The sequence below is a fragment of the Paenibacillus faecis genome, assembly GCF_008084145.1.
In the GTDB taxonomy this organism is placed as follows: domain Bacteria; phylum Bacillota; class Bacilli; order Paenibacillales; family Paenibacillaceae; genus Fontibacillus; species Fontibacillus faecis.
Window position 1 is genome coordinate 866,856 of sequence record NZ_VSDO01000002.1, and the last position, 22,765, is coordinate 889,620.

The following is a 22,765-nucleotide window of genomic DNA, read 5'->3' on the forward strand; positions in this document are numbered from 1 at the left end:
AAGGTATGGATGAAAAAAAGCGGGCCGCCCGGGATAATATCCCGGGCGGCCCGCTTTTCGCGGCTTCTCGCTATGATTTGCGGATGTTTTTGTTACGGCAGCAGCAGGCTCACCAGTTTTGCGGCTTCTGCGCGTGTCGCCGGCATTCCGGGACGCAGGCTGCCATCGACGTATCCTTTTAAGAAGCCGAGCCGCTGTGCCTGGGCAAACGAATCCTTCGCCCAGGCCGGCACTTGATCCGCGTCGCTCGCGTTTAAAGCGGAGGCGGCGGGCAGCCCGTTTGAACGGCTGTTTGCGTAAGCCTGCATGAACAGCGTGAACATTTGAGCGCGGGTAATCGGCTGCGCGGCCGCGGCCGCGTTTGTGTCCCCGCCCTCTTCCGGAAGGCCTTGCGCGCGGGCCAGGGCCGAAACGAAATCGGCGCGCGTGATAGGCTCGGCAGGACTGAATTCGGTGTCCGAGCTCCCGGATAAAAGGCCGTAGGATATGGCTTTTTCGATTTCCGCCTTGGCCCAGTGATGATCCGGCACGTCGAGGAAACGGGTGACGGCCATTTGCGGTTGGCCGGCCGCGGATTGCTGCAAAAATCCGTAGATCGCCTTGGCGATCTCTTGGACCACCGGGTTGCCGATGGCTTGCGCCTCGTCGAAGTCTTCGGTCGTCGTCACCTCCGTCAGCACCGCCACCGCCATTTCGCGGCCCGGAACGAGAAAGTAGCCGGTATCGTGCGTGACATTGGCGTTTTCGCCGGTTTTATGGGCGATTTTCGCGCCTTGGAGGGCGGCCCCGAATTTCGTGTCGACTTCCTGGGCGAGCATCCAGCCGATGATCGTATCCTTTGATTTCTCCGTTAAAAAGCTATGCTTATAAATGCGATCCAGCAAGGTTATCAGATCGGCCGCGTTAATGAAGTTGTCCTGCTCCGGCGTGGGTGCGGCCGCGAACATTTTCCGGCCGAGATGCATGACCTCCAGGTTTAGTTGATCCATCAGTTCCTGTACCCGCTTGAGGCCGACGACGTCGATCAAGACGTTGGTCGCCGTATTGTCGGATTGGGTAATCATCAGGCGGGCCAGCCGTTCCAAGCTGACCTCCTGGGGGAATTTCTCCTTCTGAAGCGAGCCGGTGCCTCCGACCACATCATCGGGTTCGACGGTAACGGTATCTTCCAGTGTGAGGGCGCCCCGGTCCACTTGCTGCATCAAAGCGGCCACCAGTGCCAACTTGATGGTGCTTGCGGGCTTGTAGGCTTCCTTGGACCCGAGGAGCGTCTCCTCGTTCCCGAAATAGCCGCTCAAATCCTTTAACCCGACGGAAACCCGGATGCCTTTGGTCGCCGCTTCATCAATGAGAGCTTGAACCGACCTCTTCAAGTCACTTATGTCAGCTGCCGCGGAGGCGGCGGGAACCGCCCCCGGGGTGATGATCGTCAGCAGCATGGAGAGTGTGAGAGTTGCTGTAATCAGTAACTTTTTGCGCCTCTGTAACGTTTTGTTCATGTAGGCTTCCTCCCGGTAATTAGAATGGGTGTGCGGAGTGTCGAATTATTTAGCCGGGAGTTCGATCTGCCCGTAGCCGTAAGTATCGAACCAGTTTTGAAGGGTCGCGAAATCTTTCGTAAACGACAGACCGAGCAGCAGCATCATTCTGGCATGTTGGGCATTCAGGTTGTCGCCCGCGATGATGCCTTTGCCTTCGGAATAGTTGCTGCCCGAGCCCGTGCGTGTCGTCGTCACGAATACGACGCCTTGCTCGATCGCTTTGGCGCGCTCTTCGCTCATCGCTTTGGAGATGCCTCCGGCGCCCGTGCCGGCCGTGACGATCCCTTTGGCCCCGCCAGCAACAAAAGCGCTGATGGCGCCTGAACCGGCATCCTGATAGGAGTAGGCGATTTCCACTTTGGCCAAATCATTTTTGGTAATTTTGGTGAGGTCAAACGGCGTCGCCCAATCCTTTGCGGCTTTTAGGGCACGGAAGGGAGCACGGTAAACTCGGATGTTGTTTTCGTCGATATAACCTAAAGCGCCGATTTGGGGCGTGACGAAGGTATCGGTCCGGTAAGAATTCGTCTTGGTTACTTCGCGAGCGGCATGAAATTCATCATTCAGCATCAATACGGTGCCGAAATATCGGGTTTTTCCGCTGGCGGCCAATTTAATGGCGTTGTACAGGTTGGCCTGAGCGTCGGATCCGATTACCGTCCATGGACGCATGGACCCGGTTACCACGACCGGTTTCGGACTCCGGACCGTGAGGTCGAGGAAATAGGCGATCTCTTCCATCGTATCCGTTCCGCTGGTCACGACGACGCCGTCCTGGGTTTTTAGCGCTTCATCGACCTTGAGGGACAAGTCGTATAATTGCTGAATCGTATAGGCGCTGGATCCCGAATTTCCGAATTGATGCGTAGTGACTTCGGCGATCTTATCCTTGTTCGGCAGCGCCCGGACCATATCTTCGATCAGAAGGGTTCCCGCTTTGTAATTCGTAAAGCTCGTTTCGTCTACCGATTTCCCGGCCAGCGTACCGCCGGTGGCGATGACCTGAACCTTGGGCAGTGACTTGGCGGTTTGGGCGTTCGCCGCGGATGCGCCCGATTCGGCGGCGGAAGCGCGGGGCAGCGGAATGGCCGGGAGACCGGCGGCCGTGAAAGCGAGACCGGCGGCGAGTATCCATTTCAAGGTATGGGATTTCCAAGTGTTCATAAGATCAACCTCCATGATGTGATTTGTTAACCGTATGTAATATAAACTAACATTGAATTGGTTAACTGACTGGATTATAGAATGATGTGAGGTTTTTTAACAAGTGAGGAATATAGCGAAGTAAGCGTTGTAAACCTAGTTTTCCTGCAAATATCGTTTATATTCATGTAATCACGGCATAGTTTTACGGTTGTGCAGAACCAGGAAGTTCATGTTATATAAAATTACACTACTATCCTTGGGCTCTCAGCTAAGTTTTGCAAGTTAACGGTCAGGGTACTAACCAAATATAACTTATGCTAAAATCGAGAAGAACAAGTTGTGGAGGGATAATATTGTCTGAGGAACCGCCTTTTCACCAAGGCGGTTTTCTTATGGTCGAATATTAAAATTAGAATTTAACATTGCCTAAATAAAAAAAGAACCCGGGTGCAGGGGCAGGGGCGTTTATCATCGTCTATTGTTTTGGAGAGGAGGGGAGAGCTATTGGCGAGGAGTTAATCGAAAAGATGAAAAAGGGCGACCGGTCAGCTTTTCACGAATTTGTGAAGCTTTACGGACAGACGGTGTTCCGTATCGCCTACTCGGTCCTCCATGACGAGAAAGAGGCGGAGGATGCCGCCCAGGAAACTTTTCTTCAAGTCTATAAGTCTCTCTCCGCTTACCGTTCACAGGGAATCAAGTCTTGGTTATCCCGCATCACCGTTAACAAGGCGATTGATTTAAAAAGACGGCGGGACCGGCGGCGCGAGGATCATTGGGATCCCGCCGATGTGGCGGACAAGATTCCCGCCCAGGAAGATGAATTGCTGGAGGACATGCTAAGCCAGGAGCGCAGAAACGAGCTGCAATCCAAACTGTCGGAGCTCCCTCCGGGCCATCGGCAGGTGGTGACCGCTTTTTACTTCGAAGGGAAAAGCCATGAGCAGATCGCCTCGGAGCTTGCGTTGAGCGTCAAGACGATCGAGTCGAAGCTATATCGGGCCAGGGCCTGGATCCGTGAGCACTGGAAGGAGGAGGAATGGCAATGAACGAACCGGAATCGCAGCGGAGGCTGTGGCGGAAGTATATTCTCGGCGAACTCCCGAAAGAGGACGCCGACAAAATGGAAGCGCTGATGCGGGCCGACGATCGGCAGTTTGAACTCTATCTGGAAGTATTTATGTCGGTCGAGTCCGAATTGCCGGCGCTACCCGATGAGGAACGTTTCGCGAGCGACGTCATGGTCCGGCTTCCCGCCCAGCAGGCGAACGGAACTGCGAAAGGAAACAGGAAGAAATGGGGATGGGACCGCCCGGTATTGCATTATGTTATCGCCGCGTCCATCACCTTCCTCTTGCTGGGAGGCGGTGTGTTTGATCTGTTGGCGGCGGGAACCAGCGTGGCCGTAGAAAACCAGGGCAGCGGGTCTCCGTTGAGCGAGCGGCTTATGGAACGGGCCTCGTTGTGGATGGACCGGATCGGTACTCCGACCGGCGGCAACTAGGGAAGACGGGCAAATTCACCTGGAAAGGATGATGACATTGACTTACTATCGCAGCAGAATGCTGGCGTTTATATTGAATGTGATCCCCGGATTGGGGCACTTTTATTGGGGAAAGAAGGGAAGGGGCATCTTCTACCCGCTCTTCTTCTTCGGCGGAATTTTTGGCGGATTTCTGATCGCGATGGCCACGAATGAAGGCGAATTCTTTCTCGCCGTTCTGATCGCGGAGTTGATTCTATGGGCCGTCAGCATGCTGGATCTTCTTATCGTGATGCTGAGGGAGCCGGCGGCTCAGGAAAGGTCGACGCATGATTATATGGCTGCACCGCGCCGCGGGGAAGCCGAGACCGAACGTTTCTTTACCATTCTTCTCTCTTTCGTTCCGGGATTGGGGCATTTCCAAATGGGGTTAATGCAGCGGGGGCTGTCTTTTCTGATCCTGTTCTTCGGGCTGATCACGATGATGTTCTTTTTGACCGGCGTCACGCACGAAACGGTATTTCTGCTGTTTCTGGGTTTATTGCCGATCATCTGGCTTTACTGCATGTTCGACGCCGTCCAGCTTATTCACCGTAAGCAGGCCGGGGAGCCGCTGCAGGACCGGTCGCTCTTGGACGAATGGGAATCGGGCCGGATCGAGGGGCGCCGCAGCAAGGTACTGGCCACGCTCTTGTCCGCTTTTCCCGGTGCGGGTCAAATGTATCTTGGCTTGCAAAAACGCGGCCTGCAAATGATGGTCCTGTTTCTTGGGAGCTTTTATATTATCGATGTGCTTCGTTTGTCCGTATTTCTGTTCGTGGTCCCCGTGATCTGGTTTTACTGTTTTTTTGACGGACTTCAGCAGACGAGCCGGTACGGCATCCTGCCGATGGAGGATATTCCGTTGATCCGAAGCAGGGGGGGCAGCCAGCATTGGCTGGGAATCGCTCTTTTATTGATGGGAGTCTATTATGTGGGTGTGGAATTCATAGTTCCCGCGCTGGACCGTTGGTTCCCTTACCTGCAAATGCGCTATTTGATCGATGAATATTTGAGGCCGGTGCTGGTCGCGGCCATCCTCATCGGAGGGGGCCTCAAACTGCTTTCCGGACGCCGGAAGGAATCGGATTGGGGCGGAAAGGAACAACTATAAACGATCCCTCATTTGGATCGGGCGGAAAGAGGGCTGCAGGAGGTCTGCGGCTCTCTTTTTTTATTTCGGAATCTATTTTTGTTACAATGCAGACAGATGAATCGTTTGATAGAAGGAGAAGACCGGATGTTTAAAATATATGTCGTGGAAGATGATCGGCAGCTTGCCGGATTGCTGGAAAACTATTTGCAGAGGTTCGGCTACGCCACCTGTACGGCTGCGAATTTCGAACGGATCAAGGAGGAATTTGAACGTGAAGCGCCGCATCTGGTGCTGCTTGACGTGAATCTGCCGAAGTTTGACGGGTATTACTGGTGCAGGCAGATCCGCAATTTGTCCACCTGCCCGATTATTTTTATTTCCGCCAGGGAGGGGAAAATGGACCAGGTTATGGCGTTGGAAAACGGAGCGGATGATTACATTACGAAACCCTTCGACTATGATATCGTTTTGGCTAAAATCCGCAGCCAGCTGCGCAGAACTTATGGAGACTACGCCGCGGCCGGCGGGGATCGAGCGGTTCAACTGGAAGGTCTCAAGCTGGACAAAGACCGCTTGTACTTGAGTTTGGGGGACCGGAAGGTCGAACTCAGTCTTACCGAAGTCAAAATGCTGGAGGAACTGATGCGCAGGGGGGAAGAGGTGGTAAGCCGGGATCGCCTGTTGGAGAAAATTTGGGACGACCAGGTTTTTGTCGACGATAACACCTTGAACGTATATGTCACGCGGGTTCGGAAAAAGCTGGCCGCCCTGGGGATTGAGGAAGCCCTTCAAACCGTGCGCGGTCAGGGTTACAGGCTTGTGCCCCGCTGGGAGGAGGCGCGATGAAGCTTTTTCTGAAAGATCACCGGGCACTCGTCGCCGTGTACGCCCTGCAGTTGCTGGCCGTTTCCGGGGTGTACTGGCTGGACGGATATCGCGATGGCTATGTCGTACTGTACGCCGGGCTGCTGAGCGGCTGCTTGCTGGCGGGTTATTTGCTCGTCCGGTTTCTGACCCACCGTTCGTTCTATGCTTGCCTGGAACAGGACGGAGCGATGGACGCATTCAAAGAAGTAGAGCCGAGAACGCCCTTGTCCGAATCGCTCTACCGGCTGTTAAAAAAACAATACCGCGCTTACGTTACTGAAATCAACGCCCAACAATACAAAATTACCCGCCACCTTCAGTTTATCAGCCAGTGGGTGCATCAGATGAAAACCCCGGTTTCGGTTATACATCTTCTGGTGCAGGATAGCGACGACTCGCGTTTCGTCGCGGTGGGGGACGAGGTGGACCGGCTTCGCAAGGGGCTGGACCTCGTGCTGTATACGACGAGGCTGGACGGTTTCGCTCAGGATTTCATGGTTGAGAAACTGGAGTTGGAGGCGTTAGTCCGTTCCGTCGTTTCGGAACAGAAACGGCTATTTATCCGCAGCAAGGTGTTTCCCCGCATGCAGTTCCCTTCCGGCGAACGCCTGTTCATTGCCACCGACGAGAAGTGGCTTTCATTTGCGCTGACTCAAGTATTAACCAACGCGGTCCGGTACACGACCAAAGAAAATGCGAATTTGACGCTGAGAGCCTACCGGCGGGACGAAGAAACCGTCCTGGAGATTTCGGATGAGGGGGTGGGCATCCCGGCCAGCGACGTCCCGCGAGTCTTTGAGGCTTATTTTACGGGTGAGAACGGCAGGAACTTCAGGGAGTCCACGGGCATGGGGCTGTATCTCGTCAAGCAGATTTGCGATCAACTCGGCCATCGGGTCGAGATCGAGTCGGCCGTCATGGAAGGGACTACGATTCGGATTCGATTTGGGGGCCGGCGGACGGAAACCTTACAAGGAAGTAAGGAAGTGTAAGATTAAGCCATGGGATTCCGCGGTCGCTCCCAAGTATAATGAAGCTATCCGCGGAAGGAGGGGGAAGGATGCCGATTTTACAAGTGCGGGAAATATCGAAAATCTACGAGGGCAAAATTTCCACCAAGGCGCTTGACCATGTCAGCTTTCGGATGGAGGAAGGCGAATTCGTCGGGATTATGGGACCCTCCGGCAGCGGGAAAACCTCGCTGCTCAATGTCATCGCCACCATCGACGAACCTACTTCCGGAACCGTATGCATCGCCGGGCAAAATCCGCATGAATTGGATCAGGAGCGGATGGCTCTTTTTCGCCGAAGACGACTGGGCTTTATTTTTCAGCACTTTAACCTGCTCGATACGCTGACCGTCGAAGAAAATATCGTGCTCCCGCTTACGCTCGAAGGTACGCCGATGCAGGAAATGAAGCGGAATGCGGCGGATTTGGCGGAAAGGCTGGGGATCGCCGGCGTGCTGGACAAATTTCCGCATGAGATTTCCGGGGGACAAATGCAGCGAACCGCGATCGCGCGGGCGATGATCCACCATCCCTCGCTGCTTCTGGCCGACGAGCCCACCGGGAACCTGGATTCCAAGTCCTCCCGGGACGTCATGGAGGCGTTTGCGATGGTCAATGAGGCGAAGCGGGCAGCCATTCTGATGGTGACGCACGACGCTTTTGCCGCGAGCTTTTGCCATCGGGTGATCTTCATCAAGGACGGAAGCATGTACAACGAAATTTACCGGGGCGACAACCGCCAGGCGTTCTTCCAAAAAATCATCGACATGATGTCGCTGCTGGGAGGGGATACGGATCACCTTTCGTCAGCTCGCCTTTAATCATGTATTAAGAAAGAAACGCACTTATGCGGCCTATTTTTTGAGCAGTACGTTTTCCGTAATGGTCTTTTTCGTGTGCGCCGTATTCCTGTTCCATCCGGAGCTGCGGGACCGGGTAGCCTGGCAGTCGGCGCTGCTTGTGCTCGGTCAGGCGGAAGCCATCATGTTCGTCTTCTGCTTCTTGTTTGTCCTTTATTCCGTCGGCTCATTTCTTCGTTCCCGGAAGCGGGAATTCGGGGTGCTGCTGCTGCACGGAATGACCGTAAAACAGCTCCGCAAGATGGTGTTCACGGAGAATATGCTGGTGGGCCTCGGCGCGCTTGGCGCGGGGATTTTGGGAGGTTTGCTGACGGCCAAGCTCTTCCTGATGGCAGGCGCAAATCTGCTGGGGATCGAAGAGCTGTCCTTCCATATTTCGCCCTGGAGCGTGCTCTTGACTTTGGCGGCGTTCCTGCTGCTGTTTCTGTCGATTTCCTCCTTTACGACGATGCTGCTCGGCTCGACCCGGCTGATCGATTTGTTTCAATCCGGCGCAAAAAGGGAAGGCCAGCCTCGGTTCTCCAAAGGGCTGTCCCTGTTGGCGGCCACGCTGCTCATCGCAAGCTATACCTTGGCCGTGACGGCATCGGCGTCGACCGTCAAGCTTCGCGTGGTCCCGGTGACCCTGATGACGATGCTCGGCACCTATTTGTTTTTCTCGCAAGCCGGTCTGGCCGTCATTCACCTATTAAAAAGAAACCTGGCGAGGTACTGGCACAGGACGAATCTGATTCTGATTTCAAATTTATCGTACCGGCTGAAAGAGAACGCCTGGATGTTTTTTCTCGTCGCGATGATCTCGACGATCACGTTTTGCGCGGTCGGCGTATTCGCCTCCGTCAACCGGCTGTCCGCGGAGTTCGACCGGGACCACCCGGCCGAGATCGGCTATGTGGCCAAGCCGGGCAGCAACGTAAGCGCCGGGCATCTTCGTCAGATCCGGGAGGAGCTCGCGGCGCGAGGTCTCGCCTTTCACGAGGAGGAGACGGATTTGCTGCTTGCGGAGGTTGCCTCCACGACGCTGGCGGGGGCGCCGGATCAGTTGGCGCTGCTCTCTTTTTCCGATTATACCAAGCTGGTGGCCGCGGCGAGGATGACGACTCGGGAGGAGCCTCCGGACGCCGAGGGGGCTTTGGTGCTCATGAGCTCGCAGCGGGAAAAGCTGCTCTTGCAAGAACGGGAACCGGCAAGCTATACGCTCGGTGCGGGCGGAATACGGCTGGACGAAGAAGGGGTTACACAGCACGTGCCCATCTCCGATTATTTAACACCGGAGCTCGGGGATTTCCGGGGAGGGAATTTTTCCGGACTTGTCGTGAGCGATGCGACGTGGGAGAAGTTGGCCCCGAATTTCGGCCGGGCGGTTTACACGGCGTTTTATACGGACGCCGGTTTGGAGGCCACCGTCGATATCGCAAAGAATTTGACCGAAAACGGAAAGATGAAGTACGAAACCGGTCTGGATTACGCCATGGCGGTGAGCGGGACTTTGTTCGAGGTTCAACGAACCACCTATGGAGCGCTGTTGTTCTTTGCGCTGCTGGTCGGTACCGTGTTTTTTATGTCGGCGGGGAGCTTCCTGTACTTCCGGTTATACAGCGATCTGGACTACGACCGGCGTCAATATGCCGCGCTGACCAAGCTGGGCGTGACCCGCAGGGAAATGGAGCGGATCGTAACCGCTCAACTGGGGTTGATGTTCTTTTTGCCGGTGGGAGTGGCGCTCGTTCACAGTATCTTCGCGTTCATCGCGCTGCAAAGTTATCTGTTTATCCCGATCGCTTGGGAGGCTTGCTTGATCCTGTTCAGCTTTTGTTTTGTGCAGGGGATGTATTTTTATTTCATTCGCGCGCGATATTTGCGGAATTTGCAAAAAGGTTATCTATAATCGATATGGAGGTATCTCGTGGAAAATTGGATTACGAATATAATGGAGCAATTCGGCTATGCCGGCATCTTGCTGCTGATCGCGCTGGAAAATGTGTTTCCGCCGATTCCGTCGGAGGTGATTCTCACCTTCGGGGGCTTTATGACGACATACACCAGTCTGACGGTCGTGGGGGTCATTATCGCGGCTACGGTAGGCTCGGTGCTCGGCGCGGTCATTTTGTACGGGATCGGCTATTTGATCAATGTCGATAAACTGGAAGGCTGGGTGGACCGGTACGGGAAATTTTTGCGCCTGAAAAAAGAAGATATCCGTAGGGCAGACGCTTGGTTCGACAAATACGGCTATTGGACGGTGCTGTTTTGCCGGATGATTCCGTTGATCCGGAGTCTGATTTCCATTCCCGCGGGGATGTCCAAAATGAAGTTCGGTCTATTCCTCTTGTTTACGACGATCGGTACCTTGATCTGGAACGTCATTCTGGTCTCCGTAGGCGCCGCGGTGGGCGGGTCCTGGGAGAAAATCGTCGAGTTTATGGACGTTTACTCCAACATCGCTTACGCTTTGATCGCGGTTATTGGGATCGGCGGCGTATTTTGGTTTCTGCGGACAAGAAAAAAGGGCTGATCCGAAAAGGCGGCGTTTACTGCCGTACTCCACAATAGACAAAAAGCGGCGTTACGCTGATGAGAAGAGAGGTTTCGCATGGAATTTATCGATTTGATTAAAGCGGTAGTTCTCGGCTTGGTCGAGGGGTTGACGGAATTTGCCCCCGTTTCTTCGACGGGACATATGATCATCGTGGATGATATGTGGTTGAAGACTGAGCAGTTGCTGCATTCCAAATATGTGGCCAACACGTTTAAAGTCGTCGTCCAGTTAGGCTCCATTCTGGCGGTGCTTGTCGTCTTCCGGGAGCGGTTTATGGATCTGCTGGGCATTTCCCGAATGAAGCGGCGCGGGGAGGAAGGGGGCGGAGCTGCGGCTTCCCGTCATGGCGGGGAACCGCGGCTGAAGCTGGCCCAGGTACTGGTCGGCTTGGTCCCGGCGGGAATTCTCGGCGTTTTGCTGGAGGACTATGTCGATGAGTACTTGTTCTCCACCGCCACGGTATTGATCGGTCTGGTTATCGGAGCGCTGCTGATGATCGCGGCGGACCGCTTCGGACCGAAGCGGCCGGCCGTGGAGTCCGTCGACCAGATCACCTACAGGCAGGCGTTTACGATCGGCTTGTTTCAATGCCTTTCGATCTGGCCGGGATTCTCCCGGTCGGGCTCGACGATTTCCGGAGGGGTTCTGCTGGGACTGAGCCATCGGGCGGCGGCCGATTTTACGTTTATTATGGCCGTGCCGATCATGGCGGGGGCCAGCGGGCTGTCCCTGCTGAAAAATTGGGAGTATTTCACGATGGACGCACTCCCGTTCTTTATCGCCGGCTTTATAAGCGCTTTTGTGTTCGCGCTGTTGTCGATCCGCTTTTTCCTCAAGCTGATCAACCGAATCCGGCTTGTCCCGTTTGCGGTTTACCGTTTGGTATTGGCCGCGGTTATCGGGGCGCTGTATTTCTGGTAAGCATGCGAAAGAGCCGTCCGACGGGGTTCTGTCGGGCGGCAGCCCGCCGCTATGGCATCTTTGGGCCAGCGTTTCGCCGTGGGCGCCGCATCTTTCCGTGAAGTGTAATCCATGTCTAACCTCCTCAAAATATGCAAAATGAATGAATCACAATGCAAGTTGAAGAACCCCCGCCCGCCGCGGCTGTCCAGAAACCGGGTGGGTGGGGGCATAGTAGCAAATCACACTTAAGAGTGCGGGCGGGGAGGCAGAAGCAGGGAACGGTAAAGCACTTCGAAAATAAACTCGAAGGCCTCCAAATGGCGCTTGGCCTCAAAGGCGTTGGCTCCCCAGGCATAAATCCCGTGGTTGCGCAGCAGGATGCCGGGGATTTCCGGCTTGAGCGTACCGGGAATCAGCTTGGCGATCGAAGGAATATCCGCGTAATTCGGGAGAACAGGAATCCGGATGGCGGCATTTTCCTCCCAAATGCCGAGACCTTTAATCAGTTCGATGCCTTGAGCCGGTACATATCCTTCGTCACCGTAATACTCGCTGATCAGGTTGTTGTATACGGTATGCACGTGGAAAATGGCGCCGCATCCCGTCATCCGGTAAATTTTGGCGTGAATCAGCGTTTCGGCGCTCGGCTTAAGCGCAGTCGTTTCGCAGGCTTCTCCGTTGGCGTCCACAAAAAGGAAATCCTCCGGAGTATGAACCGATTTATCCTTCCCGCTCGAAGTGACCGCAAAATGAAACCGGTCCGGCGTGAAGGCGCCGACCCGAACGGACAGATTGCCGCTCGTTCCGGGGAACCAGCCCCGGGCGGCAAATTGCTCTTTGATGTTCCGGAGCTCGCCCAGCGCCTTCTGTTTTTCCTCCAGGGAGATGTCTGAAAATGTCATTTAATTCGCTCCTTCCCGCCTCATCAAGTCGGTCTTAATCTCCGTAAACGTTTCAAATGGGGTATGGGAAATACCCAGCTCGCGGCATTTCTCGGTCAGTTTGGACCGGGAGTATACCCGGTCCGCCAGCTTGGCGCCCTCGAAATCGGTCAAGCTGTCCCCGATCAGAATCCGCTCATACTGCTCCGGCGGATACCGGCGCATGACCGCGGCCTTGCACATGCCGCAATCGTTCGTGCAGTGCTCGTCGCAAGGGTGGGGCCATAAGATAGCGATATTCTCCCCGGTAAAGTCCGCGGAATTGCAAAAAATATGATCCTGCGGAATATCGAAGGGGGCGAGCAGCGGCTCAAGAAAAAAATCAATGCCCCCGCTCGTCACGTAAAAAGGAATCGACCGCTGCTTCAAGTAGGCGAGAAATTCCCGGAAGCCCTCGCGGATGCCGGCTTGTCCGACGACGAACGCGGTGATCTCCTCCCGCATCGAAGCCGGGAAGAGGGCGAACATCGCCCCGACGCCTTCCCGGATCGAAATTTCATGGGAGAGGATACGCTGCATAATCGGCTCGTATCCTTCCGGTTCGAAATGCCGCATGATCGCTACGATATTGTCGCTATTGGTAATCGTCCCGTCGAAATCGCAGAAGACGACGGGCTGTTTGCCGCGGTTCATCGCTGCCCTCCCCAAAGGTCAAGGGCAGCTTTCAATTCGGGCAGGCTCGCCGACGCCTGCTCCAGGGAGACGCCGTTCATCGCGGCGTCAATCGCCTGCAGGAAGGCGCGGCCGCCGGCGCTCGCGCCGCCCGGATGCCCGTGAATGCCGCCGCCGGCATTCACGACCACATCGGTGCCGAAGTCGTCCAGAATCCGGGGTACCAGCCCCGGATGGATGCCGGCCGACGGCACCGGGAAGCTGGCGCGCTGCGGCAGCCCCTCGGCGGTGAGCTCGCGGCGGATCGCCAGGTTCTCCTCCCTCGGCATAACGACCGAGCCGTAAGGCGAAGGGAACAGCACGAGGTCGGCCCCGGCGATCCGCATCAGCTTGCCGAGCAGCAGGGAAGCGGCGATGCCGTAATGCGGCGACGGATACAACGCTCCGGCGAGCGAAGGGTGGGCCGCAATCGGTACGGTGATGTCCGGGTCGGAGCTCAGCTCGTGCAGGACATCAAAGCCGTATGGCAGCACGCTGAACAAGAGGGCGGACGCCCCGGCATCGATGGCGCGCAGCGCTTGCTCTTTCAGTTTCGAAGTCGGCCCCGTGAGATTCGTCGCGTAGAGCAGCTTTTTGCCCGTCACGCGCTCGGCCTCTTCCGCGGCTTCGCGGCAAACGCGCACGCGCTGATCGATCGGTGTCAGCGGGTTCTCAAACAGGATCTCGTCATCCTTGATCAAGTCGACGCCGCCGAGCGCCTGGGCCAGAAATTGTTCCTTGAGGCCGTTCAGATCGTAACCGACGACCGATTTGAAGATGCTCATCAAGAGCGGACGACCCTTGACGCCCAGCAGATCCCTTACGCCGTCCAGACCGAATTTCGGGCCGGGAAAGGCGCTGAGAAACGAATCCGAAAATTCCAGGTCCAGCAGTTTGATTTTGCCGTCCATCGATATTTTGCCGAACACGGTGATCAGCAGAGCGGGTAGATCGCGGGTAAAATTGACGTCGGGATATGAAATCGACACGTCCGCGTAACGTTCGGTTTCGGACCCGGTTTCCGGCTCGTGGACCTGGATTCGTTCCACCCGGCCCAAGTGACGGCGCATTTCCTCCTGCTTGATTTGGGGCAGCTCGGTCCAGGTTCCGACCGTCATGCCGATGGCGATGGACTGGGCCTTGCGCTCGAAATCGGCTTTGGGATCATAAATCCGGTAAGTTGCAGTACAATAACTCACGATAATGCCTCCTTTACCGCCTCGCCCATTTCGCGAGAGCGTTCCGCACAGCGGTGAACGGCCGCTTTGACGGCCGCCTCAAAACCACGGTCGGCCAAAACCTCCAGTGCGGCCTGGGTCGATCCGTTGGGCGAAGTGATGTCTTTACGCAGTTTTTCCGGTGCTTCGCCGGTTTCCTTCATCATTACCGCCGCGCCCAGCACGGTTTGCACCGTCAGCTCGCGGGCCTGCTCGGGCGTGAGTCCGCCTTCGATGCCGGCGGCGATCATCGCTTCCATCATGTAGTAGAAATAAGCGGGGCCGCTGCCGGAAATTCCGGTCAAAATGTCCATTCTCTCCTCGGGGATCACCTGGACGGTACCGACCGCTTCAAACATCGAGAGCACCTGGCGACGCTGCTCTTCGGAGGTCTCGGCGGAGAAGGAGATGCCGGCGGCGCCTTGACCGATCGAGCTCGACGTATTCGGCATCGTTCTCGCCACCGGCGCGTTGACGCCCAGCAGCCCCTGAATCGTGGCGATGGACAGGCCGGCGATCACGGAGATGATGAGCTGGCCATCACGCCATTTCGGGCCCAGTGCTTTCAAGGCCTCGCCGGCATCCTTCGGCTTCATGGCCAGGACGATGACGGACGCTTCGTTCAAGTATTTCGCGGTTTTCTCTTCGCCGTTTCCGGTAACTACGCCGTACTGTTCCTCCAGGTATGCCAGCCGTTCGGCGCTGGTCCGGTTCAGCATGACGATCTGTTCCGGTGCGGCTACCTGTTTATGAATCAAGCCGCGGACGATCGCTTCGGCCATGGAACCGGCGCCGTAAAAACAGATAGCCGGTCTGCTAGCGTTGGATTCGTTTAGCATGGATTTTCGCCTCCTCTAGAGCTGCTTTTTACTTCCGGATTTGTCCGTTTCCGTGGATGATATATTTGCTGGAAGTCAGTGCGGGCAATCCCATCGGACCGCGGGCATGCAGTTTTTGCGTGCTGATTCCGATTTCCGCGCCGAACCCGAATTCAAATCCGTCCGTAAAGCGAGTCGATGCGTTATGATACACGGCCGCGGCATCGACTTCCTGCTGGAAGCGGGCGGCGTTCCCGCCGTTTTCCGTTACGATACACTCGGAATGCTTTGTGCCGAAGCGGGCGATATGGGCAAGAGCCTCGTCCAGATCGTCCACGATTTTCACATTCAAAATATAGTCATTGTACTCGGTCGCATAGTCTTCCTCGGTGGCCGGATTGGCCCAAGCGACGAGTTTGCGGGTAGTTTCGCAGCCACGCAGTTCCACGCCCGCCTCCCGGAATTTTTCCGCAAGATCGGCCAAATGGCGATTTGCGTAGGAGCGGTGGACCAGCAGCGTTTCCATCGAGTTGCAAACGGAGGGGCGCTGCACCTTGGCGTTTAAGGCGATCTCTTCCGCCATGGCCGGATCGGCCGTTTCATCCAGAAACGTGTGGCAGATCCCTGCGCCCGTTTCGATCACCGGCACGGTGGCATTTTGCACAACGGTTTGGATCAACGAGCTGCCCCCCCGGGGGATTACCACATCCAGCAACCCGTTTAATTTCAACATCTCGTCCACGGAGGAACGGTTCGGATCTTCGATCAACTGAACGGCGTCCTTCGGGACGGTCGTTTGCTCAAGCGTCCGGTGGATGATTTCGACGATTTTCCGGTTGGAGGAGAGGGCGGAGGAGCCTCCGCGCAGGACGACGGCATTGCCGGTTTTCAGGCAAAGGCCGACGGCATCCACCGTGACGTTGGGACGGGCTTCGTAAATGATGCCGATGACGCCGAGGGGAACACGCTGTTGAACGATATGCAACCCGTTCGGCCGATCGATCGTAGCGAGTACATCGCCAACGGGATCGGGGAGTTCCACGATTTGGCGCAGCCCTTCCGCGATGCCGGCGATCCGGCTTTCGTTCAGGGCGAGGCGGTCGAGCAGCGATTCGGACGTGCCGTTTTGCCGGCCGCGTTCCAAATCCTCGCGATTCGCGGCGATGATCTCCGCGGCTTGTTCCTCAAGGGCCTTGGCCGCGGCGAGCAGGGCCTCGTTTTTGGCCTCCGTTCCGAGCCCGCCCAGGATGGCTGCCGTTTTGCCGGCTAATACCGCTTTTTCTCTTACTTCACTCATGGTTTAACCTCCTTATGGATTCCAGTATATTTAAGATTTTAAGGAAATCCATTCGTCCCGATGAATGACCTCTAGACGGTGGACTTCGTTTAACCGTTTCATCACTTCCGTACTGGGCAAGCCCAGTACGTCCCGGAGCTGAGCGGCGTCATAGTTGACGATGCCTCTCCCGAGCACTTCCCCCTGGCCGTTCAGCACTTCAACCACATCTCCGGTTTGGAAGTGGCCTTCGGCCCCGCGGACGCCGACGGGGAGCAGGCTGCGCCCGCCGTGGATCAGCGCCTCTTCGGCCCCCGCGTCGACGATCAAAGCGCCGATCGGGGTGGACATAAATCCGAGCCATTGTTTTTTGCGCGGCAAGGCGGAACTGTGCGTTTCAAAATAGGTTCCCCGGCCGCGGTCTTCCAGCGTTTGGCGTAGGTCGCCGGGGCGGTCGGCCTTGCCGACGAAGACGGGGATACCGCCGCGCGAGGCGATTTTGGCCGCGTCGATTTTGGAGCGCATGCCGCCCGTCCCCACGCTGGAGCCCGCTCCGCCGGCGATGGCGTACAGATCCTTATTGATCTCCGCGACCCGTTCGATGCGGACGGCCGCGGGGTTGATCCGCGGGTCGGCGGTGTACAGGCCGTCCGTATCGGTGAGAATGATGAGCTGATCGGCTTTGATCAGATTGGCGACCAGCGCGGATAACGTGTCGTTATCCCCGAATTTCAATTCATCGACCGAGACGGTGTCGTTTTCATTAATGATCGGGAGGACGCCGCGGCTCAGCAGTTCTTCCAGCGCCATGCTGGCGTTGCCCATCCGGCTTCTGTTCTGGAAGTCGGAACGGGTGAGGAGGATTTGCGCCGCGGAAATGCCGTGTTCGGCCAGTTCCTCGCGGTAGGTTTGCATCAGCAGCGCCTGCCCGACGGCGGCGGAGGCTTGTTTTTCATGAAGCAGCTTCGGCCGTTCCGGGTATCCGATTTCCCGAAAACCCGCGGCGACGGCGCCGGAGGAGACGAGCAGGACCTGGGTGTCCGCCGAACGTAAAGCGGCGAGCTCGAAGGCAAAATATCGGATCGCTTCCCGGTTTAATCCGCCCTCGGGCGAGGTTAGTGAACTGCTTCCGATTTTAACGACAATGCGGCGTTGCATGGAGACCACTCCTTAAAAAATCATAGCGTAAATTTTTCGTAAAACAAAAAAACTCCCGCCTTTGCATGCAAAGGACGAAAGTTTCACTTCCGCGGTACCACCTTTATTGATGATTCATCATCCGACTTGGGTTGCCCGGTAACAGGGGCGCTGTCCGGTTTATGGCCGGCCGTTCGGGGATAGGGTTCAAAGCGGGCGGGCCGCAAATTCTCACAGCCGAAGGAATCTGCTCTCTGGGGGCCGCACCGGTCTTCTACTGGTCCCGTCATTACGTTTAATGATAGAAAGGTTGTTATGAATCGTATCAGATAACGAACTGTTTGTTTGAATTACTGATAGGATACCATGCGAATCCTGCCTTTGCAAAAGAAAATGACCTTACGGCCTCAAAAGAGGCCGAGCTTGCCGATCCGATGGACGGCTTCCGTAAGCCGGTCCTCGTCGGTGAGCAGTCCGAGCCGCACGTATCCTTCGCCATGCCGGCCAAAGCCGATACCGGGCGCAACCGCAACTTTGGCCCGCTCCAGCAGCAGTTGGGCGAAAGCGGAAGAGTCCGTACCCTTCGGCACCGGAAGCCAGGTAAAGAAGGAACCTGACGGTTTGCGGGCTTCCCAGCCGATTTCGCACAGAGCTTTAAACAAGGCGTTTCTTCTGGACTCATAGACGGACACCAAATCGGCCACACACTGCTGCGAATCGGATAAGGCAACCTTGGCCGCTTCCTGAACCGCGCCGAACAGGCTGACATAAATGTGGTCCTGGAGCAGGTTGATCAGGGAGATGATCTCCTTGTTGCCAAGGGCGAATCCGACCCGCCAGCCGGCCATATTATACGTTTTGGACATGGTGTAGTACTCGACGCCGACTTCTTTGGCGCCTTCCGCTTGCAGGAAGCTTACGGGGCGCCGCCCGTCAAAGCCGATCGCACCGTAGGCGAAATCGCTGGCGACGACGATGCCGTGGGTCGCTGCGAATTTCACCGTATCCTCATAAAAGGACAGCGGGGCCGTGGCTGCCGTCGGGTTGTTCGGATAGTTCAGGAACATCAGCTTGGCCCGCTCTTTATCGCGGTCGGAAATGGCGCCGTAGTCGGGCAGGAAATCATTTTCTTCCCGCAGGGGCATGAACGACATTTCCGCGCCGGCCAGCGCGGTCCCCGACCAGTAGTCCGGGTAACCCGGATCGGGTACCAGGCAGAGGTCGCCCGGGTTCAGCAAAATTTGGCTGATCTGAACAAGCCCGGTTTTGCCGCCGAACAGGATGGCCACCTCGGTTTCCGGGTCCAGGCTGACGCCGTAGTCCTCGCGGTATCGCTGGGCCGCGGCTTCTTTCAAGAAATGAAAGCCCCGAAACGGGGAGTATTTGTGATACTGGGGATTCGCCACGGCGGCCTGGGCGGCGCGCACAATATGCTCCGGCGTGGGACGGTCCGGGTTGCCCTGGCCGAGGTTGATGACGTCGTGCCCCGCGGCGATCTCCCGGTTTACGCTGGCGACCAGCGATGCGAAGAACTGCTTGGGCAGGTTATTCATACTATCGGCCGGGCGGATCGAAAAAGGAACCGTCCCCCGGTTAGGTTGATTTGATTTCATAGGTCGCACTCTCCGGTCCGTGAACGCCACTAAACGACGATATTCCTGCGCTGAGCGTCACTTCAAAAATAATATGTTTTAATTTAACACGATTTAACCTAGCTGCATAGATGGAATTTCACGGGGGAAGCCTTGCGCGTCTCTATCCGCCGGATTATGATGAGAGTCAAGTACAGTCGGCCGGCTGAAGGTTGCCGCCCGATCCGAAAGGAAGGATAAATGACCATGAGCGATAAAACAAAAGCTTGGAACGTGGCTTTGATTCAAAGCGATATCATCCTGGGGCAGCCGGCGCAAAACCGCGAAAGAATGGAAACGAAGATGGAGCAGGCGGTATCCGCTCCGGAGAAGCCCGATGTGATCGTCCTGTCGGAAATGTGGAACACCGGCTACGACTTGAACCAGATCGGAAGTTTGGCCGACCCCGACGGAAAAGAGTCCAGAGCCTGGCTCGCCTCCTTTGCCCGCACGCATGGCGTTCACATCGTCGCGGGATCGATCGCGGAGAAAAGAGGGGACAAGGTGTATAACACCATGCTTGTCTTCGATCGGACGGGACGGGAGGTCGCATCCTATTCCAAAATCCATCTGTTTCGGCTGATGGAGGAGGAGAAGCATCTTGCTCCGGGCGATCGGGCCGTTAAATTCGAGCTGGACGGTATCCCGTCCGGTGCGTCGATTTGCTACGATATCCGGTTTCCGGAGCTTGCGCGCACGCTGTCGTTGAACGGAACCGAAGTGCTGTTCGTTCCGGCGGAATGGCCGCATCCCCGCCTTCATCATTGGCGGACGCTGCTCATGGCCCGGGCGATCGAAAACCAAATGTACGTCATCGCCTGCAACCGGACGGGAACCGGCGGCCGCGACGTGTTCTTCGGCCATTCCCTCATCATCGACCCTTGGGGAGAAATCGTGGCCGAGGGCGGGGAAGAGGAGGAAATCGTCACCGGCCGCGTGGACCTGGGACTTGTCGCCGAGGTTCGCGGGCGGATTCCGGTCTTCAGCGATCGCCGTCCGTCCCTCTACGAACTTTAGCGCTCCGCCAGCGTCGCTTTGAAGGTGTCGATGAAGGCTTCGGCCGCCTTGGACAGGTATCTGCCTTTCCGGTAGGCGATAACGAGGGTACGGCTCGGTGAAGAGGCCAGCGGAACGTAAACCGGGATCAGCTCGCTCCGTTTGGCCCGGGCGATAAATCTGGGCACAAGGGTGATTCCCATACCGGCCGCCACCAAAGACTGCACGGTCTCGATATTGTTGCTTTCAAATACGACGTTCGGCTCGAACCCGGCGCTTTTGCACAAGTCGATGGTCAATTTGCGGAATCCCTGGCCTTTTTTGAGAACGATAAACGGCTCGTCTTTCAGTTCCTCGAGCGAAACGCCGCCCGGCTTGTCTTCAAGCGCGGCCAGCCGGTGATCGGGCGGAACGGCCAGGTCGATAATCTCTTCGCCGATCGGTTCATAGGTGAGCGTCGGTTCCTGCAGCGGAAGCGAAAGCAGGCTAAGATCGGTTCCGCCGCCGGCGGTCAGCTTTTCCAGATTCAGCGACGTATCCTCCAGAAGGGTGATCTGGATGTCGGGGTAGGCCGCCTTAAAGGCCGGCAGCACGTACGGGAGCAAATGCGAGCCGGTGATCGGCATGCTCCCGATCACGACGCGTCCCGCTCTAAGTTGGGAGATATCGTCCATCTCCTGGCGAAGCTGCTCCACCGCGTCCATGATTTTGCGGGCATGCTCGATAAAGCTCGCTCCCGCATGCGTCAACTCGACGCTGCTCGTGTTCCGTTGAAACAGTTTAACGCCCAGTTCTTGCTCCAGCTTGGACAACTGCTGGCTTAAGGAAGGCTGGGCGATATGAAGTTTGTCCGCCGCGCGGGAGAAATTCCGTTCCTCGGCAATTTGCAGCGTATATTGTAGTTGTCGAAGCTCCACAGGGATCACCTCTTCTGTTGTTTTCTTCTTATAAGCCAAACCTATTAATATTATATACTATAATAGGTTTGGCTTGATGCTGTTTTCAAGGTATAATAATAGAAAAAGTTGTTGTGGAGGTTTGAGTCTTGAAAAAGGTTTGGAAAGAGATTCAGGGATGGGGAATTTCGATCATCATCGGCTTCGTACTCAGTATGTTCATCGGCATATTCGTTATTCAACCATACAGAGTGGACGGTCATTCCATGGAACCGACGCTGAACGACAACCAGCGGATCTATGCGTGGAAGCTGGTTCATTCCTTCGACAAGCTGCCGAAGTACGGCGATATCGTCATTATCGACAGCCGGGTCGACCGGGAGAGATCGTTTATGGATGACGTTAAGGAACATCCGCTTATCCGGCTGCTTTCGGGCGCCGAAGAACAGGAGATTTTTTATGTGAAGCGGGTGATCGGCCTGCCGGGCGATACGATTGAAATCAAGGATGGGCAGGTGTACCGAAACGGGGAAGCGCTCCATGAACCTTACATCAAGGAAGCGATGAACGCGGGAATGAACCAGTCCTGGGAAATCCCCGCCGGCCATGTGTTTGTGATGGGCGACAATCGCAACAACAGTAATGACAGCAGAAATATCGGCCCCGTCCCCCAGGACCATGTGATGGGGATCGACTCTTTCTGATTGATTATCGCATCTGACTTAAGGAGAGAAGAGAATGACGGATGTCTGGGAACGCTGTCCCAAATGCAAATCCGACCAGGTCGTTACGCGGGGCAAGCTCTTTTATTTTCTAATCTGGTTTGCGGCGGGCGGTTGCCTGTTGTGGCTGGGATTATTGTTCTTCTGGCCCCTGCTGGTCGTGGGATTTATTCCGATCGTTGTTTCCCTGTTCAGTTTTATGAAGGCCAAGGTTAACCGATGCACGGCCTGCGGTCATAAATGGAAACCATAGCATAGTGTCAATGTTCGGACATCAGACAGATCAAGCGATTGATCTGTTTTTTTGTTAGTGGCTTTAGCCAGTTGGGCACGCCAAGCGTGCGAAACAACAAACCACCTGCTATGCGGGTGGTGTAGTGTTGCTTATAGCAAAAACACCTGAAGGGTTCGTTATCAAAGGAGTGTTCAAGCTACGATGTATAACGAAAGGAAAAGGTGGCTTTATGGCTAATCGAAGTGATATATCACATCCAAAGAGGCGCCTAGCGTGCTTCCAAGCTTCGAACTCCAAAAAGATGCAAATCTGCAGGCATTTAAGCCGATTCCCGAGGGAATGCGAAAAAAGATGCAAATCTGCAGGCATTTCCAGCGTTTTTAGAGAAACGAGCCGTTTCGTCGAAAATTCCTGCAGATTTGCAGGTATTTAGAAATTTTGAGTCCAAACAGGAAAAAAACATGCACATATGCAGGAATTTTATGTTAGCCGGTAATAAAGGCTTATAGCCTAAGAGCAAACCACCCGTTCACACGGGTGGTTTTGATGCGGGCGAGAATATACACGGATAAAAAACCGTTTTGCGGGTGAAATGTCATTTCTACGGATTTAAAATAATCGCTCAAAAAACTAACCAATAAATCTAGGTTATGGTCTATACCAACCCTTTATTTGCCCCATAAGATGAGGTGTAACAAAAAATAAGTCCTGGGAGGGAAAATAATGAGCGGTTACGACGGGAAAAACTTCATTTTTACATC

The 22,765-nt window shown here is 55.6% G+C and carries 22 protein-coding genes; 12 read left to right on the forward strand and 10 right to left on the reverse strand.

Annotated elements, in window-relative coordinates; genetic code table 11:
• Positions 1-92 precede the first annotated feature (92 nt).
• Together FRY98_RS11900 and FRY98_RS11905 are read right to left on the reverse strand one after the other, a co-directional pair.
• On the reverse strand, positions 93-1,499 hold the full coding sequence (locus tag FRY98_RS11900) for a serine hydrolase (RefSeq protein WP_148451955.1): 1,407 nt from the start codon (positions 1,497-1,499) through the stop codon (positions 93-95).
• 45 nt (positions 1,500-1,544) lie between these two features.
• Positions 1,545-2,705 (reverse strand): asparaginase, encoded by a 1,161-nt coding sequence (locus FRY98_RS11905; RefSeq protein ID WP_148451956.1) that lies wholly within the window; start codon positions 2,703-2,705, stop codon positions 1,545-1,547.
• A 509-nt stretch (positions 2,706-3,214) separates the two neighbouring features.
• Here FRY98_RS11905 and FRY98_RS11910 point away from each other — a divergent pair.
• The 9 genes from FRY98_RS11910 (at position 3,215) to FRY98_RS11950 (ending at position 11,502) form a co-directional block, all read left to right on the forward strand.
• Positions 3,215-3,736, forward strand: coding sequence for an RNA polymerase sigma factor (locus FRY98_RS11910; protein ID WP_148451958.1), 522 nt, complete (start codon positions 3,215-3,217; stop codon positions 3,734-3,736).
• The gene (locus tag FRY98_RS11915; protein WP_148451960.1) at positions 3,733-4,191 is read left to right on the forward strand and encodes a hypothetical protein; all 459 of its coding nucleotides are present in this window, start codon (positions 3,733-3,735) and stop codon (positions 4,189-4,191) included. The genes FRY98_RS11910 and FRY98_RS11915 overlap by 4 nt, the downstream gene beginning before the upstream one ends.
• A 31-nt stretch (positions 4,192-4,222) precedes the next feature.
• Positions 4,223-5,323, forward strand: coding sequence for a hypothetical protein (locus tag FRY98_RS11920; protein ID WP_420819701.1), 1,101 nt, complete (start codon positions 4,223-4,225; stop codon positions 5,321-5,323).
• Between the two features lie 126 nt (positions 5,324-5,449).
• Positions 5,450-6,151, forward strand: coding sequence for a response regulator transcription factor (locus FRY98_RS11925; protein WP_148451964.1), 702 nt, complete (start codon positions 5,450-5,452; stop codon positions 6,149-6,151).
• Positions 6,148-7,164: a HAMP domain-containing histidine kinase gene (locus FRY98_RS11930; RefSeq protein ID WP_148451966.1), complete on the forward strand. Its 1,017-nt coding sequence runs from the start codon at positions 6,148-6,150 to the stop codon at positions 7,162-7,164. The genes FRY98_RS11925 and FRY98_RS11930 overlap by 4 nt, the downstream gene beginning before the upstream one ends.
• Positions 7,165-7,232: 68 nt before the next feature.
• Positions 7,233-8,003: an ABC transporter ATP-binding protein gene (locus FRY98_RS11935; protein WP_148451968.1), complete on the forward strand. Its 771-nt coding sequence runs from the start codon at positions 7,233-7,235 to the stop codon at positions 8,001-8,003.
• A gap of 40 nt (positions 8,004-8,043) precedes the next feature.
• Positions 8,044-9,930: an ABC transporter permease gene (locus FRY98_RS11940; protein ID WP_249043385.1), complete on the forward strand. Its 1,887-nt coding sequence runs from the start codon at positions 8,044-8,046 to the stop codon at positions 9,928-9,930.
• Positions 9,931-9,948: 18 nt separating this feature from the next.
• Complete coding sequence (locus FRY98_RS11945; RefSeq protein ID WP_148451972.1) at positions 9,949-10,557, forward strand: DedA family protein; 609 nt, start codon at positions 9,949-9,951, stop codon at positions 10,555-10,557.
• Positions 10,558-10,635: 78 nt separating this feature from the next.
• Positions 10,636-11,502 (forward strand): undecaprenyl-diphosphate phosphatase, encoded by an 867-nt coding sequence (locus FRY98_RS11950; protein ID WP_148451975.1) that lies wholly within the window; start codon positions 10,636-10,638, stop codon positions 11,500-11,502.
• Between the two features lie 227 nt (positions 11,503-11,729).
• On the opposite strand, the gene mtnB is transcribed toward FRY98_RS11950, so the two are convergent.
• The 7 genes from mtnB to FRY98_RS11990 all read right to left on the reverse strand — a co-directional run bounded on the left by mtnB (position 11,730) and on the right by FRY98_RS11990 (position 19,137).
• Complete coding sequence (mtnB, locus tag FRY98_RS11960) at positions 11,730-12,386, reverse strand: methylthioribulose 1-phosphate dehydratase (protein ID WP_148451979.1); 657 nt, start codon at positions 12,384-12,386, stop codon at positions 11,730-11,732.
• Entirely contained in the window at positions 12,387-13,058 is a 672-nt protein-coding gene (locus tag FRY98_RS11965; RefSeq protein WP_148451981.1) for a 2-hydroxy-3-keto-5-methylthiopentenyl-1-phosphate phosphatase, read from the reverse strand.
• Positions 13,055-14,275 (reverse strand): 2,3-diketo-5-methylthiopentyl-1-phosphate enolase, encoded by a 1,221-nt coding sequence (locus FRY98_RS11970; RefSeq protein ID WP_148451983.1) that lies wholly within the window; start codon positions 14,273-14,275, stop codon positions 13,055-13,057. Before FRY98_RS11970 ends, FRY98_RS11965 begins: the two co-directional genes overlap by 4 nt.
• Complete coding sequence (gene proC, locus FRY98_RS11975) at positions 14,272-15,132, reverse strand: pyrroline-5-carboxylate reductase (protein WP_148451985.1); 861 nt, start codon at positions 15,130-15,132, stop codon at positions 14,272-14,274. Before proC ends, FRY98_RS11970 begins: the two co-directional genes overlap by 4 nt.
• Before the next feature lie 28 nt (positions 15,133-15,160).
• Positions 15,161-16,408, reverse strand: a complete 1,248-nt coding sequence (locus FRY98_RS11980; RefSeq protein ID WP_148451987.1) for a glutamate-5-semialdehyde dehydrogenase — start codon at positions 16,406-16,408, stop codon at positions 15,161-15,163.
• Positions 16,409-16,438: 30 nt separating this feature from the next.
• Positions 16,439-17,545 carry a glutamate 5-kinase gene (proB, locus tag FRY98_RS11985; protein WP_148451989.1) on the reverse strand — a complete coding sequence of 369 codons (1,107 nt, stop codon included), beginning with the start codon at positions 17,543-17,545 and terminating at the stop codon, positions 16,439-16,441.
• Between the two features lie 386 nt (positions 17,546-17,931).
• Positions 17,932-19,137, reverse strand: a complete 1,206-nt coding sequence (locus FRY98_RS11990; protein ID WP_148451991.1) for a pyridoxal phosphate-dependent aminotransferase — start codon at positions 19,135-19,137, stop codon at positions 17,932-17,934.
• 225 nt (positions 19,138-19,362) lie between these two features.
• Here FRY98_RS11990 and FRY98_RS11995 point away from each other — a divergent pair, with 225 nt between their 5' ends.
• The gene (locus FRY98_RS11995; RefSeq protein WP_420819698.1) at positions 19,363-20,172 is read left to right on the forward strand and encodes a carbon-nitrogen family hydrolase; all 810 of its coding nucleotides are present in this window, start codon (positions 19,363-19,365) and stop codon (positions 20,170-20,172) included.
• Here FRY98_RS11995 and FRY98_RS12000 read toward each other — a convergent pair.
• Positions 20,169-21,068, reverse strand: coding sequence for a LysR family transcriptional regulator (locus tag FRY98_RS12000; RefSeq protein WP_148451995.1), 900 nt, complete (start codon positions 21,066-21,068; stop codon positions 20,169-20,171). The two genes, FRY98_RS11995 and FRY98_RS12000, sit on opposite strands and share 4 nt — an antisense overlap.
• 128 nt (positions 21,069-21,196) lie before the next feature.
• Here FRY98_RS12000 and lepB point away from each other — a divergent pair, with 128 nt between their 5' ends.
• Positions 21,197-21,751 (forward strand): signal peptidase I, encoded by a 555-nt coding sequence (lepB, locus tag FRY98_RS12005; protein ID WP_148451997.1) that lies wholly within the window; start codon positions 21,197-21,199, stop codon positions 21,749-21,751.
• A gap of 34 nt (positions 21,752-21,785) precedes the next feature.
• Positions 21,786-22,022, forward strand: a complete 237-nt coding sequence (locus FRY98_RS12010) for a hypothetical protein (RefSeq protein ID WP_148451999.1) — start codon at positions 21,786-21,788, stop codon at positions 22,020-22,022.
• The last annotated feature ends 743 nt before the right edge of the window (positions 22,023-22,765 follow it).

Bases quoted from the DNA above. Each gene is read 5' to 3' on its own strand.
- FRY98_RS11905 (WP_148451956.1), bottom strand. From the start codon at position 2,705: ATGAACACTTGGAAATCCCATACCTTGAAATGGATACTCGCCGCCGGT.
- FRY98_RS11915 (WP_148451960.1), top strand. From the start codon at position 3,733: ATGAACGAACCGGAATCGCAGCGGAGGCTGTGGCGGAAGTATATTCTC.
- proB (WP_148451989.1), bottom strand. From the start codon at position 17,545: ATGCAACGCCGCATTGTCGTTAAAATCGGAAGCAGTTCACTAACCTCG.
- FRY98_RS11935 (WP_148451968.1), top strand. From the start codon at position 7,233: ATGCCGATTTTACAAGTGCGGGAAATATCGAAAATCTACGAGGGCAAA.
- FRY98_RS11925 (WP_148451964.1), top strand. From the start codon at position 5,450: ATGTTTAAAATATATGTCGTGGAAGATGATCGGCAGCTTGCCGGATTG.
- proC (WP_148451985.1), bottom strand. From the start codon at position 15,132: ATGCTAAACGAATCCAACGCTAGCAGACCGGCTATCTGTTTTTACGGC.
- FRY98_RS11900 (WP_148451955.1), bottom strand. From the start codon at position 1,499: ATGAACAAAACGTTACAGAGGCGCAAAAAGTTACTGATTACAGCAACT.
- FRY98_RS11990 (WP_148451991.1), bottom strand. From the start codon at position 19,137: ATGAAATCAAATCAACCTAACCGGGGGACGGTTCCTTTTTCGATCCGC.
- mtnB (WP_148451979.1), bottom strand. From the start codon at position 12,386: ATGACATTTTCAGACATCTCCCTGGAGGAAAAACAGAAGGCGCTGGGC.
- FRY98_RS11965 (WP_148451981.1), bottom strand. From the start codon at position 13,058: ATGAACCGCGGCAAACAGCCCGTCGTCTTCTGCGATTTCGACGGGACG.
- FRY98_RS11930 (WP_148451966.1), top strand. From the start codon at position 6,148: ATGAAGCTTTTTCTGAAAGATCACCGGGCACTCGTCGCCGTGTACGCC.
- FRY98_RS11910 (WP_148451958.1), top strand. From the start codon at position 3,215: ATGAAAAAGGGCGACCGGTCAGCTTTTCACGAATTTGTGAAGCTTTAC.
- FRY98_RS12010 (WP_148451999.1), top strand. From the start codon at position 21,786: ATGACGGATGTCTGGGAACGCTGTCCCAAATGCAAATCCGACCAGGTC.
- FRY98_RS11950 (WP_148451975.1), top strand. From the start codon at position 10,636: ATGGAATTTATCGATTTGATTAAAGCGGTAGTTCTCGGCTTGGTCGAG.
- FRY98_RS11995 (WP_420819698.1), top strand. From the start codon at position 19,363: ATGAGCGATAAAACAAAAGCTTGGAACGTGGCTTTGATTCAAAGCGAT.
- FRY98_RS11980 (WP_148451987.1), bottom strand. From the start codon at position 16,408: ATGAGTGAAGTAAGAGAAAAAGCGGTATTAGCCGGCAAAACGGCAGCC.
- FRY98_RS11920 (WP_420819701.1), top strand. From the start codon at position 4,223: ATGACATTGACTTACTATCGCAGCAGAATGCTGGCGTTTATATTGAAT.